A 16,784-nucleotide genomic window follows, 5' to 3' on the forward strand; every position below is an offset into this window, starting at 1 on the left:
ATACCATTTATAGACTTGACAAAAGAGCTATTTTGTAGAGAATTAGTGATATGTTGGAAACAATGTATAAAATGCAATGGACACTATTTTTTTCCAGTCCGATTTTTTTGTCTGCTATAACAAGCTGGATGGTATGCCAGGTTATAAAGACTATTTTTGCATTATTTAATGCCTCAATAAAAACCCCAATTGATTTTATAGAGCTGGTGCTTTGGAAAACAGGCGGAATGCCTTCAAGCCATTCTGCTCTTGTAGCTTCGTTAACGGTAAGTATAGGTATAAGGCAGGGCTTTGACTCGGATTTATTTATTTTTGCCTGTTTTATGGCTCTGATAGTTATAAGGGATGCTGTGGGCGTAAGGAGATCCAGCGGTTTACAAGCCAAGGCATTAAACGACCTCGGTGCAAAGTTTGCCGAAAAAAACAAAGAATATGATTTTAAGGCTGTAAGAGAAATTCAAGGTCATAAGCCGGTTGAAGCTGTTGCAGGAATAATTCTGGGTATTATTACTTCAATTTTATTTGCTTATTTTGGATAAAAGTTATGAATAAGCCTAAAAAATACATATTCGGCATTGATATTGTAGCAGGTTTTTTATTGATTTTCTCTTTTTTCTTGATAATTTTCATTCCGATGAATTCAAAATCTACATTGTGGAAGGACTACCGTATTCTGTTTTTACCTATGGAGGCCGATGAACCTGCAATTTTACAGGCTGCCGAAGAAAGCGGAATCACAGGCATTATTTCCTCTCAAACAATAGAAAGCCGTTTTACCGATTTTGAAGAAAAAGGCTATACCGGTTTTCCCTTTACCGATAAGGAAAGATATGCTCAGTGGTTTATCAATGACCAAGAAAATATCAGATATATGTATATTCCTTCAGAAAAATATATAACTAAGACTTTCTTTAGATTTTTAAAACAAAATACCGAATTTTTTTATATAGAAAACAACTCTCCATTTTCAATATTTCAGTTTGGAACTGCTTTAATATTTTTTATTTTATCTTTTTTTTACACAAGCCGAAAAAAAACTTACCTTACTGCAGCCCTCCCTTTTGTTATTTATGCGGGCTTTCAAAAAGGAATCTTGGCCCTTTCATCTTCTATTTTAATTATGTATACAATCGCATTTTGGATAGAAGCTATAGGTTCTTCTTTAAAATTTACAAGGGAGCAGCTTTTATCCAGAATAAAAAAGAATCCTCTTTTAGTCTTTTTTCCTTTTGTTGCTCTAATAATTGCAAAATTCAACAGTAATATTTCTTTGGTTCTTTTTGCCTTTGCTTTGTCGGTTTCAGCTTCTATGACCTATATTATTGAAAGGTTAAGCTTTTTTATTGAAGAGCGGATAGATACACAAAAAATTCATAAAACAATACGGGCCTATGTAATGAATCCCGAATCTGTTGCAAAATTTTGGCATACAAGGCATCTGTTGATTGTCTCTTCTTGTGCAGTGCTTTTTATCGGTTTTTCGGCCTTATTTTTATACTTTAGTTTTAATAAAACCTTAAAGGCCTATAAAAATATACTATATTTACCAGTGCCTGAATCCTCTGTTGGAATTTCGGGCTTCTCAAAAAAAGCCTTTGATGAATTAAAAAATATCCGCACAGGAGATGAATTGCCTGATCTGGGAAACCTTATTTCGGATGTGTGGAATGCTAAGGTTATTCCATTTACACGGGTTGATCTTTCTCCCCAAGAAAAAGATAGGGTGAGTTTTAACGATTTTTCTGTAGATGAAAAAGGGGTAGTTACCGAGCAAACCGGTCTTGTATTTAGTCTTGATGATGAGTTTATAAAGAGTGTTATATCTTTTAGGGCAAGTCCATCCATCGAGGATTTGCTTTACAGTCAGGGAAGGTTTATTACCGCTTCTTATGCGCCTAAAAAATTCCCTCTTAACCGCTATAATAGTGCGGCGTTGCTTGTTGCCCTTGTTTCTGCTATAATGCCTTTAATGATTATATTACTGCGAGTGTTTGAAAAATGACTGAATTTTTAAGATTTAAGCGAGGTAAAGAGATTTTAGAATATCCTAAAATTTCAGCCTCATTTGAAGGAAATGCGTTTTTACCCCAAAGGGCTTTTATCCCCATAGCTTTTGACTCTAAAAAGCCGCCCGAGACTATTGTAATGAGGGGTGAAACTGTAAAGGAAGGTCAGATCATAGCACGCACTGAAAAGCCTTTTTCGATCGGCATATATTCTTCCATTCCCGGAATCGTGTATGACTTTGTTGATTTTACCCTCCCTGACGGAAAACATATTCATACAGCGGCCGTAAAACTGGAAGGATCTTTTGATATTTTAGGCCGTCCGTCGGCCGATTACCCATGGAGAACTTCTTCTTATTCTGAAATCATCAGAGCAATAGATTATTCGGGAATTTTAAATACGGCTGAGATTTCACCGGTACCTCTTGCTTACCGGATAAGAAATGCTTTGAAAAAGGGCGGGGCTGATATCTACATCAGCCTCTTTGATAAGGACCCTTCTTCGGGAGTTGATTCAATTCTGTTTGACAATTTTTTTGAAGAAGTTGCTGAGGGATTGGGCATAGCGGCAAAAGTGCTTAACGCAGCTTCGCTGACCTGTATTCATAAGTTAGTTAAAAGCGATCTTTATAAGCTGGAAAAAATTTCTGAAGTCTGTGAACCTTTTTGTAAGGTGAAATTTATAAATGCTTCAAATTATTATCCACTTGTTCAAAATAATTATTTTGAAAATAAGGAAAATACTTTTTTAATCGATATACCTACAGCTATATATACATATGAGGTTGTAAGGACAAATAATCCTATCACCTCAGTTTATATTCTTGTAACGGGCAAGGCTATCAATGAGCCCAAAGTTCTAAAAGTTAAAATCGGTACTCCTATAGGAAATCTTATAGAAGAATGCGGAGGCTTTAAGACAATGCCCGCACAGATTATATTGAATGGCCTTATTGGCGGTATTCCTGTAGACAGTTTGGATATTCCTGTAACAAGCACTTTGAAATCCATTCATATACCCGGAAAGGACAATATAAAAAAATATTCTACCGATGATTGCATAAATTGCGGTCTATGTTTTAGTTCTTGCCCTCTTTATTTGGAACCTAAAAAAATTGTGACGGCTATTGAAAGGTCTGCCTTAAATGAAGATATCCTAAAACAAATAGAGATTTGCAGCGGCTGTGCTTGTTGCTCTGCTTGCTGTCCGTCACGCATTCCCCTATGCTCTATTATTTTAGAGATGTCAAAAAAAATTAAAAAAGGAAGTTCTATATGAAACCTTATTCAAATATGTCTTTGACGGCGGCTCCCTTTGTTTATACACGGCTGCCGGTTTTTAAAATAAATATTGCAGTTCTTTCCCTTTTGGGTATCCAAATTTTAATTCTTGCAATAAGTGCGGATTTTTATGCTCTTTTAAATCTTATAAGTGCCGTTTTGGGTGTCATATTTGTAGAAAATTTGCTTAGGTACTTAGCTCTCTCTAAATTAAGTTTCTCCCTCGAAATGATACTTTCAGGTCTCTTGATAGGCTTTTTTATGCCTACAAGTATAGGGTTTATTTTTGTTTTTATTTTAAGCGCTTTTTCGGTATTTATTGTCAAAACAGTTTTCGGCGGTACGGGGCATAATTGGATAAATCCCGTTGCCTTTGCCGTATGTATGGCATATATTTCCCGTCCCGAAGCCTTCCCGGCTATAATTTCAAATTTTTCATTTTTAAGTGAAAAGGGCTCTTTTTTTGCCGTTATGGAAGCAAACGGGCTTTTAAAACTTAAAACCGATTTTGCCGTTACATCGGCTCTTAACTCTCTTTTATTACATAGTGTAGGTGTAACCCTGCCTGAAGGCTATATAAGCCTTTTTGTAAATTCTACATCTTCCATACCGGCTTTCCGGTACAATATAATTACACTGATTTCATCAATAATATTATTTTCTATAAAAGCTGCCGATTATATTCTTCCGGCAGTTTTTTTGGTAACCTATGCTTTTTTAGTTTGGGCATTAGGTATGGTTCCTGTTTCAAATATTTATTTTACAGGGGATATACTTTCGGCTGTTTTAACGGGAGGTATTTTATTTGCAGCCTTTTTTGTTATGACGGAGCCGGCGTCTTCTCCCAAAACCAAATATGGAAAGGCTATGAGCGGCTTTTTTACAGGGCTTTTTGCATTTTTTATATGCGCTCAGGGCTCTTCTCCGGCAGGCATTTTCTTTGCTATAATTCTCAGTAATATTATTTCTCCACTTATCGAAAAACTTGAGATAAAAATACAGGCTAAAAACAGGAGGCGTTATGAATAATCCCAATAAGGAAAAAATAAAAAAATATGCCCTGCTTTTTTCTTTTTTTATTGCAGCCGGTTTCGTATTATGGGGAAGCGGCTATATCATCTCAGGCCTTAAACAAGATGCTTATTTACAGGAAGCCGATTATATTCTAAAAAATTCTCCGCTTTGCTTGGAATATAGTAATACCGAATTTATAAAAGCTTTAAAACCTTCATCTTTGAACATGAATTTTTGTAATGCTGTTTTTGAAGTAAAGGTAAAAGAAAAAAAAGGTTATGCTGCCTTTTTAAATATGAGCGGAAAATACGGAATGTATCAAGGCATGTTTTTGTATCTTGTGGAAGAAAATGTAAGTCGATGCTTTTTTTGCGGTTTGGGAGGAGGAATCGCCGATAAAGCGGCGATCTATTACGGAATAACGCCACTGATTATCGGTATTTCCGAAAAAAAATTAGAAGCTGCTTTTGAGCAAGTTGTAATAAAAAATAAGGAGGAAAAATAAATGGCCGCAGATAAAAAATTAACGGTTTTTCTTTTTGGCCTATGCCCCATAATTCCTGCTGCCTCAAATTTTGCATACGGAATTATTTTAGCTGTTTCATTGTGGATTATCTTTTTTTTAGGGCTTTTAGGAAATTATGCGGGCAAGCTGATGGATATAAACCGTTTCAGTTCTGTGTTTGTAAGTATCTTTATGATTACGGGCACGGTTCTATTTAATACTTTGCTGGAAGGTATTTTACCGATAATATACGGCCCTATTCAGATATATACTTATATATTAACATTTTCGTACATTATCTTTTTGGGCTTAAAACAGTATTATGAAGAGTCCGAATCCTTGGATGTACCTATATGGTATTCAGTATTGATTTTACTTGTATCGGCGTTAAGGGAATTTTTTGCTTTCGGTTCAATTTCTTTTCCCGTGTCATCGGGTTTTTTCTCGCTTCGCCTGCCTTATTTTGCATCCCATCCTCCTTTCCGCTTTTTAGGGACGACGGCCGGAGCCTTTATTATTCTTGGGCTTATAATTTGGATTTATTTTTCCGTTACAAAAGAATTACCTATTATTAGGATGGGAGAGTAAGAATGAGTTTTATTATATTTTATACCTTTGTATCTTCGATAGTTTTTGTATATGGCATAGGATTGGACTGCCTCTATGTTTATCTTGAAAGCCCTAAAAAAATATACTTATTTTTTATTAAAAATATTATTAGCTTATACATATCTGTCAGTTTAATTTGGGCATTATGCCATTATGTTTTAAATACCTTAGGACTTCATTTTTTACTTCCTATCTTGGCTGTAAGTTTTTTAGAATTTTTGAATTTGCTTGTTAAACTTGTCTATCCTAAATTTAGTGTTTCAAAACCTGAAGAAAAAATTTTTAGCTGGGGGCTCGTATTTTTTTGTCTTTACCAAGCCTCTACATATCAAGAGGGTCTTGCTCTGATTGTTGCAGGTTTTTTAAGTCTTTTTGTGTTCTTGTTTATCTTAAATGCAATAAAACAAAAGGTTGAAAGTAATGAATTTTTTAGCGAATGGAAAAAAGCTTCTCTTTTTTTGATAAGCATGGGACTTATGATATCGGCCTTTTATCTTACCGATTTATCGCCGTTTTTTAATTTTTAACTGATAACGAAAAATAGGCAGGATTGACAAGGCTAAAGTTATAATTTATAATCGTAACATTCTAAAAGTGTAAAGAGGTTTTTGTGGAAAAAAACAGTAAAAAAAAGTTGGAGATATGTTTTGCCGTTCATGCAGACTATAACATAATTGATGAGCTTTCAAGAGAAGACTATACTCAAGAATACAAGGATTTTTTTTCAAATTTATATGCTTCTTCTTCAATTCCCTTTACCTTAGTCTTCAGCGGAAGATTCTTGGAGTGGATACAACGCAAAAATTCTCCTTTTTTTGATGTTATTTATGAGATGCACAATAGAAAACAAATCGAAATTTTAGGTAATGCCTTTTATGAGCCTTTTATTTCGATGATTCCCTCATCGGACCTGATAGGTCAAATAGAGTATATGACGGATACTTTGCGCAAACATTCTTACAAGAGGCCCCGTGGAATGTATCTTCCTTATTTTGCATGGCATCCTAATATTATTTCCAATTTACAAAAATGCGGAATGGAGTATTGCTTACTGGATTTCCGTTTTTTTATTAAAGCCGGTTTAAATGCCTTTGCTCCTGTTTGTATGGAAGACGGAGGAAAAATATTATTCGGTATTCCTTCCACTTATGAATTTGAGAACACTAACTTAGAACCTGCTGCCTTTTATGATTTTTTATGCAATTATGCAAGCGTAGTTACCGAGACGAGCGTTGTAGTATTTTTGTCGAGGGAAACTGCCGTCCGCTTTTTAGATAAATCAAAAGGAAAGAAATCATGGATGGAAGAGTTTTTTGAGCGTGTTTCTTATCCCGATTCGGTTATTTCGTTAAATCATGCCGGCCAAATCCTTAAAAATAAAAGGATATATCAAAAAGGTTTTATATCTTCAAATGTAATATTTTCAAATCAGCTTGCAAATACATCGGTTAAACAGCTTTTGTACAATAAACCTAATGTTTACTCTATGTATTCAAAAATGATATATGTTCATAGTCTGGTAAACCAAGTTAGAGGCGATAAGGCCCGTAAAAATAATTCTTTATTGGACTTGTGGAAGGCCGAAAGCGGTATACTTTTTAATTTGGATTATAAACATATAAAATATAACAGAGATTTGAGGCATTATTGTTATCGTAATTTACTTTTAGCGGAAAAACAAACAAGAATTCCCGGTATTTTTGCGGATTCTTTGACCAGTTTGGATTTTGATCTGGACGGTGTTAAAGAGTTTATATCGCAAAGAGAATACCTTAATATGTATGTTCATGCCTTGGGAGGGAAAATTTTTGAGCTGGATGTATTTTCAGCATATAAAAACTATGCAGATATTTGCTCTGAAGAGACAGGCTTGTTTATAGATCATCTTATATCCTCGGATGAACTTGAGATAATTAAAAACGGCGATTTTAAATCGGCGGTTGCCAAGCCTGTTTTTTCCGAAAATCTTTATCAAGATGTAAGATTCGACAGGCTTAAATTTGAGCTTTTAATGAAAACCGAAGGCAGTTTCCGCAGTTTTAATCAGCTGGCCTCTTTGCGTAAACAATACAGCTTTAATGATCAGGGCGTACAGGTTCAATATATTCTAAAAAATGAAAGTCCTTTTAATCTTTCCGCTTATTTTATGGTTGAGATAGACTTAGCCGTAAGCCGCATCGAAAGAAAGGCTCCTTCAGTTTCGGTTTATGCCGATGATCAAAAATATGAAGCCTCTCAGATAAAAAATATTTTTTCAAAGGTGTCTTGGATTCAAATTGAAGAACCTGAAGGAAAAACCGTATTTACTATAGAATCCAATGAGGCCGCTGAGCTTATTATCTTACCTATATACGAAAAAATTTCTGAGGCAAAAAATCCTATAATGGGTTTACGGAATTTGTTTTATTGGAAAGTAGATTTAAACTCAGGCTTTGAAACGGAAAAACTTCTTTTCTTCAAAGTAGATGCAAAAAAAACCGCAAAAGAAAAATAAAGCCTTCCCCTCTTGACCGCAAGGCTTTACTTACGTAAACTGTAAATATGAGACGAGTTTTGCCTTATATGTTTTACATATCAGGGTTGGTAATCGAAATAATCAAAGTTCTCTTGTTTACATATATTGAAAAGGAACAGCCGTGGCCATTAAGCATTGTTGACTGGGCCTGTTTTGCATTCTTATGTATACCTGCCGTGTTTTTCCTTTTATTACTTCATGATGAAAAAGAATTTCATCTGCTTTTAAGAATGATAGCTTTTATTAAATTTTTATCGATAATTGCATCATGGTTCTTTTTGATAAAAACTGCAAGCTTTGTAAGCCTAACGGATTGGACGGCTGATATGTTTGTTTTACAGACACGGGTAACAAGGTGGTTTTTGTATATTGATACTGTAATATTGATTTTATGCTTAAAAAGGGAGAGGTCTTTATGCAAATAATTCCTATTGCCAGCGGAAAGGGCGGTGTAGGTAAAAGTCTTATAGCGGCAAACCTTGCAATTGCCTTAGGGCAGGCCGGAAAAAAAGTCGTTTTGGCCGACCTTGATTTGGGAGCTTCAAACCTTCACCTAGTTTTAGGTATTCAAGGCCGTAAAAACGGTATAGGTACTTTTTTAACAAAGGCAGCCGAATTTAAAGATATAATAATTGAAACCGAATATGAAAATGTGAGGTTTATTCCGGGGGATTCCGAAATTCCGGGTTTTGCAGCTTTAAAAATATATCAGCGTAATTCTTTGGTAAAAGAACTCTTAAAGATGGAAGCCGATTTTTTGATCTTAGATTTAGGAGCCGGAACTCATTTGGGTATTTTAGACTTTTTTTTACTGTCGCCTAAGGGAATAATTATAACATCGCCTTCAGTTACCTCAACTCTTGATGCCTATGTTTTTTTAAAAAATATAGTGTTTAGGATGATGTGTTCTTCATTTCCTGCAAAATCTAAGGGCGGAGCTTTTTTTGAAAAACTTAAAAATGATGTTCCCGGTATGCAGCGTCTTTATATCCCGACAATAACACAAGAGTTAATGAGCCTTGATCCCGAAAATACTAAAAAATTTTTAAGTAAGTTTTCTCATTTTAAGCCTCGTATTATAATGAATATGATGGATGACCCGAATGATGCGGAAAAAGCCGTGAAGATACGCCGTTCTGCAAAGCAGTATCTAAATATAGATCTTGAGCATCTGGGGATAATATATACTGATGCAGTTCAGGATAAGGCCCTTGCTTCAAGGCTTCCCGTTATAAAGTACAAACCTCAGTCCATGATTTCACAGGCTATGTATAGAATAGCGGATAAACTTATTCAGTCTGAAGCCGAAAATTATAGTGGACAAGACTTTCAAGAGTTTTCGGATTATTCCTTTATGTCGGCGGAAGCTGAGGCTGAAACCGATTTTAAGTCAAAAATGGAATATTTGGATGACCTGATAGGAGGCGAGGTGCTGTCTTCGGGTGAAATGAGTGAAATTATAAAATCTCAACAGTTTGAAATAAATGCGCTTAGGAACGAAAATTTACTGTTAAAAACAAAAATAGCAAAGGCTCTTAAGCAGGGCTTTAAAGTATAGGAAAAAAGTATATGGAAAAGGCATGGACATTAAAGAAAAATAACAGCGGAAAGTGGATTTTAACCTTTACGGAGCTCCTTGAACCTGAAAATTGTCCTTCAGCTGACGATATTTATCTTGAGGCAAAAAGGAACGGAATAAAAAGCTCATCCCTTGTCAGCAAAAAGACTATAGAAGATTATTTAAAAAAACATTCCGGTTCGGGGATAGAGCCTGTTCCTTTGCCTCTTGAACTTGACCCCAACTTTGACGCAAGGATTACGACAAATACAGATAAAACCGAGGCTTACCTTTATGTAAGGAAAGGTGCCGATTCTTCTAATGAAGTAGATATGGCAACCATAAGCAGACTTATCCGGAGAAGTAATATTGCAAATATTGATACTGAAAAAATAAAAGAAAGCTTAAATGAATTTATAAATTCTCAAGAGATGGAATTATCGATACGGATTGCCGAAGGTACTCCTCCCAAAAGAGGCCCCGATAAAAAACTTATAACTCATTTTGAGCAGATACCGGATCATGAAGTACAGCGCCTTGCTGACAGATTAAAAAGACCGGATTTACGTACTGCCGATGTCGAAAACCCTACAGTAGACCAAGATTATCCTCTTTCCGAGGCCGAAACCCTTACAGTTGTCGAAAAAGGAGATCTTATTTACGAGGTTGAAGATGCCGGATTAGGAGAAGCCGGAGTCGATGTTTACGGACAAGCCATTCCGGGACTTCCCGGTAATGATCCCTTTTTCTTGGATTTAAGAAACATAGTACAAAATCATTCCGAGCTTCGTGCCGGAGTAACAGGCCTTCTTTTAATTGCAAACACTGAGCGGGGGTTAAAGATACGCATAGTTCCGTACAGGGATGCAAAGGTAAGAGCAGTTATAAGCCGTGATAAAATGGAAGCTTCTCTTATTTTGCAGCCGGGTCTTGGTGCAGGAGAAAGACTTTCAGTAATAGGCGTAAAAACCGCATTAAATGAAGTCAACCTTCTTGACTCAATTTCAGATGATAGGATAAATGAGATTATAGAATCTGCAAGAAAGGTAAACGATGAATGTGAGTTTGTAATATTAAGCGGAACACCTCCGATTGCCCCCGGCTCCTATAAACTTGAATGGGCTGTAAATTTTACTGAGGAGCTTAGCACTACAACAATAGAAAAAGACGCTCTAATATTGACAGCCCGTCTTTCGCCTAAGGGCGAAAAAGGTAAAAATGTCTTCGGTGAACCTATTGATCCTAAAAATGCCGAACCTTCGGATATACCTGCTAATGATGAAACCATAAAAGTTACCGAAGAAAAACATGTAATTAAGTTTTTTGCAGCCGAAGCGGGAGAGCTTTCTTTCTTTAATAATACTCTGTCTGTTTCATCTCTTAAAACAATTCAAAACGATATAGATGAAAAATTCGGAGATATCAACTTTCCGGGAAATCTTATTATTACAGGTGATATCAAAGATGATGTAAAGGTAAAATCAAAGGGAGACTTGACCATAACCGGCACAGTTGAAAAGGCTCTTATCTATTCTGAAGCTTCTCTTACACTAAACGGAGGAATAAACGGAAAGGGCAGAGGAACCGTTTGGGCTAAAGACAAAACAAACCTTCAATATGCAGAAAATGCAAGAGTTTTTTCCGGAGGAGATATAAGTATAGCTTCTTATTGTTTTAAGTGCCTGGTAAAAACAAACGGCGCCGTTCATTTGACAGGCAGTCCCGGCGTCTTGCTTGGAGGAAGTATTCACGCTGCAAAGGGAGTATCGGTTCATGACTTGGGTGCCGAAAAAACAATAAGAACAATTATTTCGTTCGGGCAGGATTATTTAATAAAAGATGAAATTGAAGTCCGTGAAAAAGAAATAGAAGCCAATAATGCCGAGCTGGCAAAAATCGAAAAAGACTTGCAGGATAATCCTCCTGATATTGACGTTCTAAGGCAAAAAAAAGTTAAACTTTTAAAAAGAAACAGTGCTCTTACGGTGCGTATATTTAATTTAAAAGAAAATTTTGAATTTCATATTCCTTCAAAAATTAAGGTTACCGGTTCCGTTTATCCCGGAGTCGTCCTTGAAAGCCATGGACGCTATTTTGAAGTTATGGAAACTCATCATAATGTATTCTTTGACTTCGATGAAAAAACCGGACAAATTATATGTTCGCCTATCAAAGAAGTTGAATTATAATAGAGGTTGGCGATGCTTTTAGCTATACAATACCCTTCATGGCTTCATCCTGAAATTATTCCGGGGCTGCCTTTTTTACGCTGGTACGGTCTTATGTATCTTGTCGCCTTTGGAATAGCCTATTTTTTGTTTTCTTATCAGGTAAAGCACGGTGAATTTGAAAGATATTCCGGCAGCCAGAAGGCTATGACACAGGATGATATTGCAAATCTTTTTATCTGGGGAATTTTGGGCCTTATTTTAGGCGCACGAATTTTCGGCACCCTTGTCTATAATCCCGAAACCTACTTAAAAGCCCCTTGGCTTATTTTTTGGCCATTTGCAAGGGATGGGGCCGGAAAACTAAACTTTACCGGTTTTCAGGGAATGTCCTATCATGGAGGTTTTATAGGCGGTTTTTTGGGTGTAGTTCTTTGGGCAAAAAGATATAAATTTAAATTTACGGCAGTTGCAGACCTTATGGCTGTTTCGATTCCCTTAGGTTATACCTTCGGCCGTCTAGGTAACTTTGCAAACGGAGAGCTTTACGGCCGCATAACAACTAGTAAAATAGGGATGATTTTTCCTCAAACTCCTATTTCGGACCGGTTTTATTTGGCCGAAAGCTGGGTAAGGGATTTTGCAGAAAAAGCAGGTCTTGCCGTGCAAGAAGGGGCTGCTATGATAAATTTGCCCCGCCATCCCAGCCAGCTCTATGAGGCTTTTTTTGAAGGAATTGTTCTTTGGCTGATTTTATGGCTCATTCGCAAAAAAAAGCCGTTTGACGGTTTTTTGGCTTGTGTTTATACGCTGGGCTACGGTTTTTTTAGATTTTTTATCGAATACTTCCGCCAGCCCGATGCAAATAAGGGTTATCCTATATCGTTGGGATCCGGAGCGGCTAATATTTATGTTTATGAATCGTGGACAAATATATCTACGGGACAAATCCTATGCGCTTTAATGATTCTAGGTTCTATCGCCGCGATGTTCATTCTTTATTTACAAGAAAAAAAATTAAAAGAAAAAAAAGGAAAATAGATGGATAAAAAAGGCTTTAACTTTTGTATTGAAGAGCTGGGCTTTTACCGTGTTGCAGTTTCTTCTCCTGGAATTTCCCTTGCAGACATAGAAGAAAATGTAAATCTTCATCTTCAAGAAATTAAAAGAGCGGAAAAAGACGGAGTGAACCTGCTCCTTTTCCCCCAACTTTCGATTACCGGAGCTTCTTTAGGTTCTGTTTTTAAGCAGTCGCTTTTGATCGAAAAAGCTCTTGATGCGGTAAAACTATTAGCCGAAAAAACTAAACAATTTTCTATTTTATCCGTTGTAGGTCTTCCATTTTTGTATAAACAGAATCTTTACACTTGTTCGGCGGTAATCGAAAGCGGAAAACTTATAGCCCTTTTACCCCATCTTCCTTCTAAATTTTTAAGTTCTATTTTTTCAGATTTTGAAGAAAAACCTTGCCTGATTCGGCTTTTCGGGGAAAATATCCCCTTTGGAAAAGAGTTTAAATTTATTGTAAGCCATAAGAATTCTTCCGGTTGTAATACGGATTTTTCATTTTCTTTTGATTTTTCTTCTTTTGCAGACCTTATTTTAAATCCTCTTGCAGAGCCTTCAAAACCTCTTGGATCTTCTGCTATGAGGCTGGAGTATAAGGCTCTTTCAGCCGCAAAAAAATCGGCCATTGCGTTTGCAAACTGCGGCATAGGGGAGTCCGTTTCGGATTATATTTTTGCAGGAGAATGCGGTATCTTTGAAAACGGAAAAGAACTCAAGTTTACTAACATTTTAGAAAAGCCTCTTTTTAAAAAACAGTCTGTTACTCCAAAAGAAGAGCTTTACATCTCTTCCGACATTGATACGGAATTTTTGAAGGGTCAAAAATTAGATTCAAGGTTTTTACAAAATTCTGATTCCGATTGGGAAATTGCAATAGAAAAAGAACGCTCCGACACCAAAAAGACTTTAAATTATCATGTACAAAAAAATCCTTTTTTACCCGATTGCGATAAAATTCATAAAAAGTTTATCTATAAGAATTTCTTTTCGGAGCTTATTTTTTTTCAAAGCTCAGCCCTTGCAAGGCGCCTTCAGTTTATAGGATGCTCAAAATGCGTTGTCGGTATTTCAGGCGGCTTAGATTCTTCTTTGGCTCTTCTTGTATCTGCCTATGCTCTTAAACTTTTAAATGCTGGCCTTAAAAACATCTATGCCCTTACTATGCCTGGCTTCGGCACTACCGAAAAAACAAAGAATAATGCCTTATCTCTGGCCAATCTTTTAGGCTGTACCGTTTTGGAAATCCCTATAGAAAAAGTGATGGTGCAGCACTTTTCAGACATAGGACAGGATATCGATAATCATGATATTGCTTATGAAAATGCTCAAGCCCGTGAGAGGACTCAAATTTTGATGGATAAGGCAAATCAAATCGGCGGTATTATGGTAGGTTCGGGAGACCTGTCTGAGGCAGCCCTAGGCTGGATGACATACGGGGGGGATCAGATGTCAATGTACGAGGTCAACTCTTCAATTCCAAAGACCCTCCTAAAGGACTGTATACTTGCCTTTGCCGATAATAAGGTCTTCTTTGAAGATGAAAAGAAAAATGCCGATTTTTATGATATTCTATTAAGCATTATAGATACTCCTGTAAGTCCTGAACTTCTTCCGCCTAAAAACGGAAAAATATCTCAAAAAACCGAAGATATAATCGGCCCTTATGAGCTTCACGATTTTTTTCTTTATCATGCAATCGGGAACGGTTTTTCACCTAAAAAGGTATATTTTCTTGCAAGTGAGGCCTTTAAGGATTCACGATATTCCAAGGCCGAAATTTTAAAATGGCTGAATATTTTTTATAAGCGTTTTTTCTCTCAACAGTTTAAAAGGTCATGCAGTCCAGAGGGTGCCTCGGTTACGGGCTTTTCTCTTTCTCCCCGAGGACAGTGGCTTATGCCGTCAGAAATATCGGTAAAAATATGGCAAAGAGAGCTTGAATTTTTACTTAAAATTATGTAATATTATTCACATGCTTACAGCGTTTTTGAATTGGATAGGTAACTATATAACCTATTTTCCTCTTGTGGCTTTTATAGGTCTGCTTCTAGGCGGGTTAAATATACCTATTTCAGAAGATGTTCTTGTTGCAATGTCAGCTCTTCTTTCTCAAGGAGAAAAGGCTTCCATTCCCCATTTTTTGTCAGCTCTTTATGCAGGAGCAATTATAAGTGACTGTATGGTCTACTTTTGGGGGCGGCTTATTGCCAAAGGAACCATATCTATCCGGCTTTTTTCAAAGATTATCACAAAGGAGAACACCTACCGGCTTTTAAAGGCTCTTCAAAAACACGGGATTTTTACCTACATTGTTTGCCGCTTTATCCCTTTCGGTGTAAGGAATGCCGTTTCAATGACTAGCGGCTTTGTAAAATATCCTTTTTATAAATTTTTAATTTATGACTCAATCGCTGCAATATGTAACATTACCGTCTTGTACAGCCTTGTTTATTTTTTCGGCAGTAAGGGAGGAGATTTTATGAAGATATTCGGAATAGTCATGTTTGTCCTTTTTTTGGCCGCCGGTGCTTATCTTGTAACTTCGGGGAAGCTTTTTAAATTTGCCGACAAAAAACTTGAAAAAGAAAAAAAATAACACCTTTTTTACTTTGATTTAGCTTATTCTTTCTATAAGTGAAATCAATATGATTAATATTTTAAAATATATCGGATTGGCATTGCAAAATATATGGGGTTAATATTCAAAAATATATAGGACTGGCATTGCAAAATATATAGGATTGGTATATAATTTATTTACTAGGAATTTTATATGATAAAGGTTCAAAATTATATTCCACGTGCTGTAGATGATAAAATAGATTTATATTTGACTCTTTTTGGAGCTGTCTGCATAGAAGGGCCTAAATGGTGCGGTAAAACATGGTCATCAGCCTATCACAGTAAAAGCTCTTTTTACTTAGGTTCACCTCAAGGCTCTTTTCAAAATCGAAAAATGGCCGAGATGACACCTGATATTGTCCTTTTGGGTGAAACACCCCGTCTTATAGATGAATGGCAGGATGTTCCTCTTTTATGGGATGCTGTACGCTTTGAAGTGGATAAGAGGGGCAAAAAAGGTCAATTTATCCTTACCGGTTCGGCCACACCTAATCATAAAGGAATTTTGCACAGCGGTGCAGGGCGGATAGGCAGATTGAGGATGAGACCTATGTCCTTGTATGAGTCAAAGGATTCTACAGGGGAGGTTTCGCTAAAGGCTATTTGTGAGGGAGCGTCTTGTTATTCTCCGATAAAAGAAGTCAGCCTGCTTGATATTATAAATTTAATAATCAGAGGCGGTTGGCCTGCAAATGTAGGTCATAGTGCTAAAAATTCATCAAAAACGGCAGCAGAATATCTCCATGCTATTTTGTCAGATGATGTATTTAGGATTGACGGTATAAAAAGAGATGCATCAAAAATGAAGCTCCTTCTTAAATCCCTTGCCCGCAATGAAAGCAGTACGGCATCGAACCGCACCCTTAAAAACGATATCAGCTCAATAGATTACGAAGATATTGATATAGAAACTACCGCAACTTATCTTAATATCTTTGATCGTCTTTTTTTAACCGATAATCAATTACCTTTCTCTCATAATATGAGGTCTTCCGTGCGTATCAAACAAATGAAAAAAAGACATCTTGCAGACCCGTCTTTGGCTTGTGCCTTACTTGGGGCCGGAGAAAAAACTCTTTTATCCGATTTATCAACATTGGGTTTCTTGTTTGAGGCTCTATGCGAAAGAGACCTAAAGGTGTATGCCGATACCTTTGATGCATCGGTTTATCATTATCAAGATTATAAAAATCGGGAAATAGATGCCGTTATAGAAATGAAGGACGGTTCTTGGACCGCATTTGAAATTAAACTTGGAGCAAATCAAATAGATGAGGCTGCCGCAAATCTTATTAAGATAAGGGACAGTTTAAAAGCTGAGGGGGCCGGCTATCCTAAGTTTATGGGTGTTATATGCGGCTTAGCAAATGCTGCTTACTGCCGTAAAGACGGGGTGTTTGTAATTCCGATAACTTCGTTAAAGTGGTAAAAGGTCTTT

The 16,784-nt window shown here is 36.5% G+C and carries 15 protein-coding genes; all 15 read left to right on the forward strand.

Annotated elements, in window-relative coordinates; all coding sequences use genetic code 11:
* Positions 1 to 50: 50 nt before the first annotated feature.
* The 15 genes from E4N74_RS03360 (at position 51) to E4N74_RS03430 (ending at position 16,775) form a co-directional block, all read left to right on the forward strand.
* The gene (locus E4N74_RS03360) at positions 51 to 539 is read left to right on the forward strand and encodes a divergent PAP2 family protein (protein ID WP_255806148.1); all 489 of its coding nucleotides are present in this window, start codon (positions 51 to 53) and stop codon (positions 537 to 539) included.
* Between the two features lie 5 nt (positions 540 to 544).
* Positions 545 to 2,002 carry a hypothetical protein gene (locus tag E4N74_RS03365; RefSeq protein WP_044979060.1) on the forward strand — a complete coding sequence of 486 codons (1,458 nt, stop codon included), beginning with the start codon at positions 545 to 547 and terminating at the stop codon, positions 2,000 to 2,002.
* Positions 1,999 to 3,285: an SLBB domain-containing protein gene (locus tag E4N74_RS03370; protein WP_255806149.1), complete on the forward strand. Its 1,287-nt coding sequence runs from the start codon at positions 1,999 to 2,001 to the stop codon at positions 3,283 to 3,285. Before E4N74_RS03365 ends, E4N74_RS03370 begins: the two co-directional genes overlap by 4 nt.
* Complete coding sequence (locus tag E4N74_RS03375; protein ID WP_044979062.1) at positions 3,282 to 4,316, forward strand: RnfABCDGE type electron transport complex subunit D; 1,035 nt, start codon at positions 3,282 to 3,284, stop codon at positions 4,314 to 4,316. The genes E4N74_RS03370 and E4N74_RS03375 overlap by 4 nt, the downstream gene beginning before the upstream one ends.
* Positions 4,309 to 4,806: a hypothetical protein gene (locus E4N74_RS03380; protein WP_255818886.1), complete on the forward strand. Its 498-nt coding sequence runs from the start codon at positions 4,309 to 4,311 to the stop codon at positions 4,804 to 4,806. The genes E4N74_RS03375 and E4N74_RS03380 overlap by 8 nt, the downstream gene beginning before the upstream one ends.
* On the forward strand, positions 4,807 to 5,394 hold the full coding sequence (locus tag E4N74_RS03385) for a hypothetical protein (RefSeq protein WP_255806151.1): 588 nt from the start codon (positions 4,807 to 4,809) through the stop codon (positions 5,392 to 5,394).
* Between the two features lie 2 nt (positions 5,395 to 5,396).
* Positions 5,397 to 5,942 (forward strand): hypothetical protein, encoded by a 546-nt coding sequence (locus tag E4N74_RS03390; RefSeq protein WP_255806152.1) that lies wholly within the window; start codon positions 5,397 to 5,399, stop codon positions 5,940 to 5,942.
* Between the two features lie 83 nt (positions 5,943 to 6,025).
* Positions 6,026 to 7,909: an alpha-amylase/4-alpha-glucanotransferase domain-containing protein gene (locus E4N74_RS03395; protein ID WP_044979066.1), complete on the forward strand. Its 1,884-nt coding sequence runs from the start codon at positions 6,026 to 6,028 to the stop codon at positions 7,907 to 7,909.
* A 47-nt stretch (positions 7,910 to 7,956) separates the two neighbouring features.
* The gene (locus E4N74_RS03400) at positions 7,957 to 8,355 is read left to right on the forward strand and encodes a hypothetical protein (RefSeq protein ID WP_044979067.1); all 399 of its coding nucleotides are present in this window, start codon (positions 7,957 to 7,959) and stop codon (positions 8,353 to 8,355) included.
* Positions 8,346 to 9,488 (forward strand): nucleotide-binding protein, encoded by a 1,143-nt coding sequence (locus E4N74_RS03405; RefSeq protein WP_044979068.1) that lies wholly within the window; start codon positions 8,346 to 8,348, stop codon positions 9,486 to 9,488. The genes E4N74_RS03400 and E4N74_RS03405 overlap by 10 nt, the downstream gene beginning before the upstream one ends.
* An 11-nt stretch (positions 9,489 to 9,499) precedes the next feature.
* On the forward strand, positions 9,500 to 11,677 hold the full coding sequence (locus tag E4N74_RS03410; RefSeq protein WP_255818892.1) for a FapA family protein: 2,178 nt from the start codon (positions 9,500 to 9,502) through the stop codon (positions 11,675 to 11,677).
* A 12-nt stretch (positions 11,678 to 11,689) separates the two neighbouring features.
* The gene (lgt, locus tag E4N74_RS03415) at positions 11,690 to 12,697 is read left to right on the forward strand and encodes a prolipoprotein diacylglyceryl transferase (RefSeq protein ID WP_145475163.1); all 1,008 of its coding nucleotides are present in this window, start codon (positions 11,690 to 11,692) and stop codon (positions 12,695 to 12,697) included.
* On the forward strand, positions 12,698 to 14,686 hold the full coding sequence (locus E4N74_RS03420; protein ID WP_255818893.1) for an NAD(+) synthase: 1,989 nt from the start codon (positions 12,698 to 12,700) through the stop codon (positions 14,684 to 14,686).
* A gap of 10 nt (positions 14,687 to 14,696) precedes the next feature.
* On the forward strand, positions 14,697 to 15,320 hold the full coding sequence (locus E4N74_RS03425) for a DedA family protein (protein WP_255818895.1): 624 nt from the start codon (positions 14,697 to 14,699) through the stop codon (positions 15,318 to 15,320).
* A gap of 177 nt (positions 15,321 to 15,497) precedes the next feature.
* Positions 15,498 to 16,775 carry an ATP-binding protein gene (locus E4N74_RS03430; protein WP_255818897.1) on the forward strand — a complete coding sequence of 426 codons (1,278 nt, stop codon included), beginning with the start codon at positions 15,498 to 15,500 and terminating at the stop codon, positions 16,773 to 16,775.
* Positions 16,776 to 16,784: the final 9 nt, after the last annotated feature.

The organism is Treponema putidum (genome assembly GCF_024401155.1).
GTDB lineage: Bacteria > Spirochaetota > Spirochaetia > Treponematales > Treponemataceae > Treponema_B > Treponema_B putidum.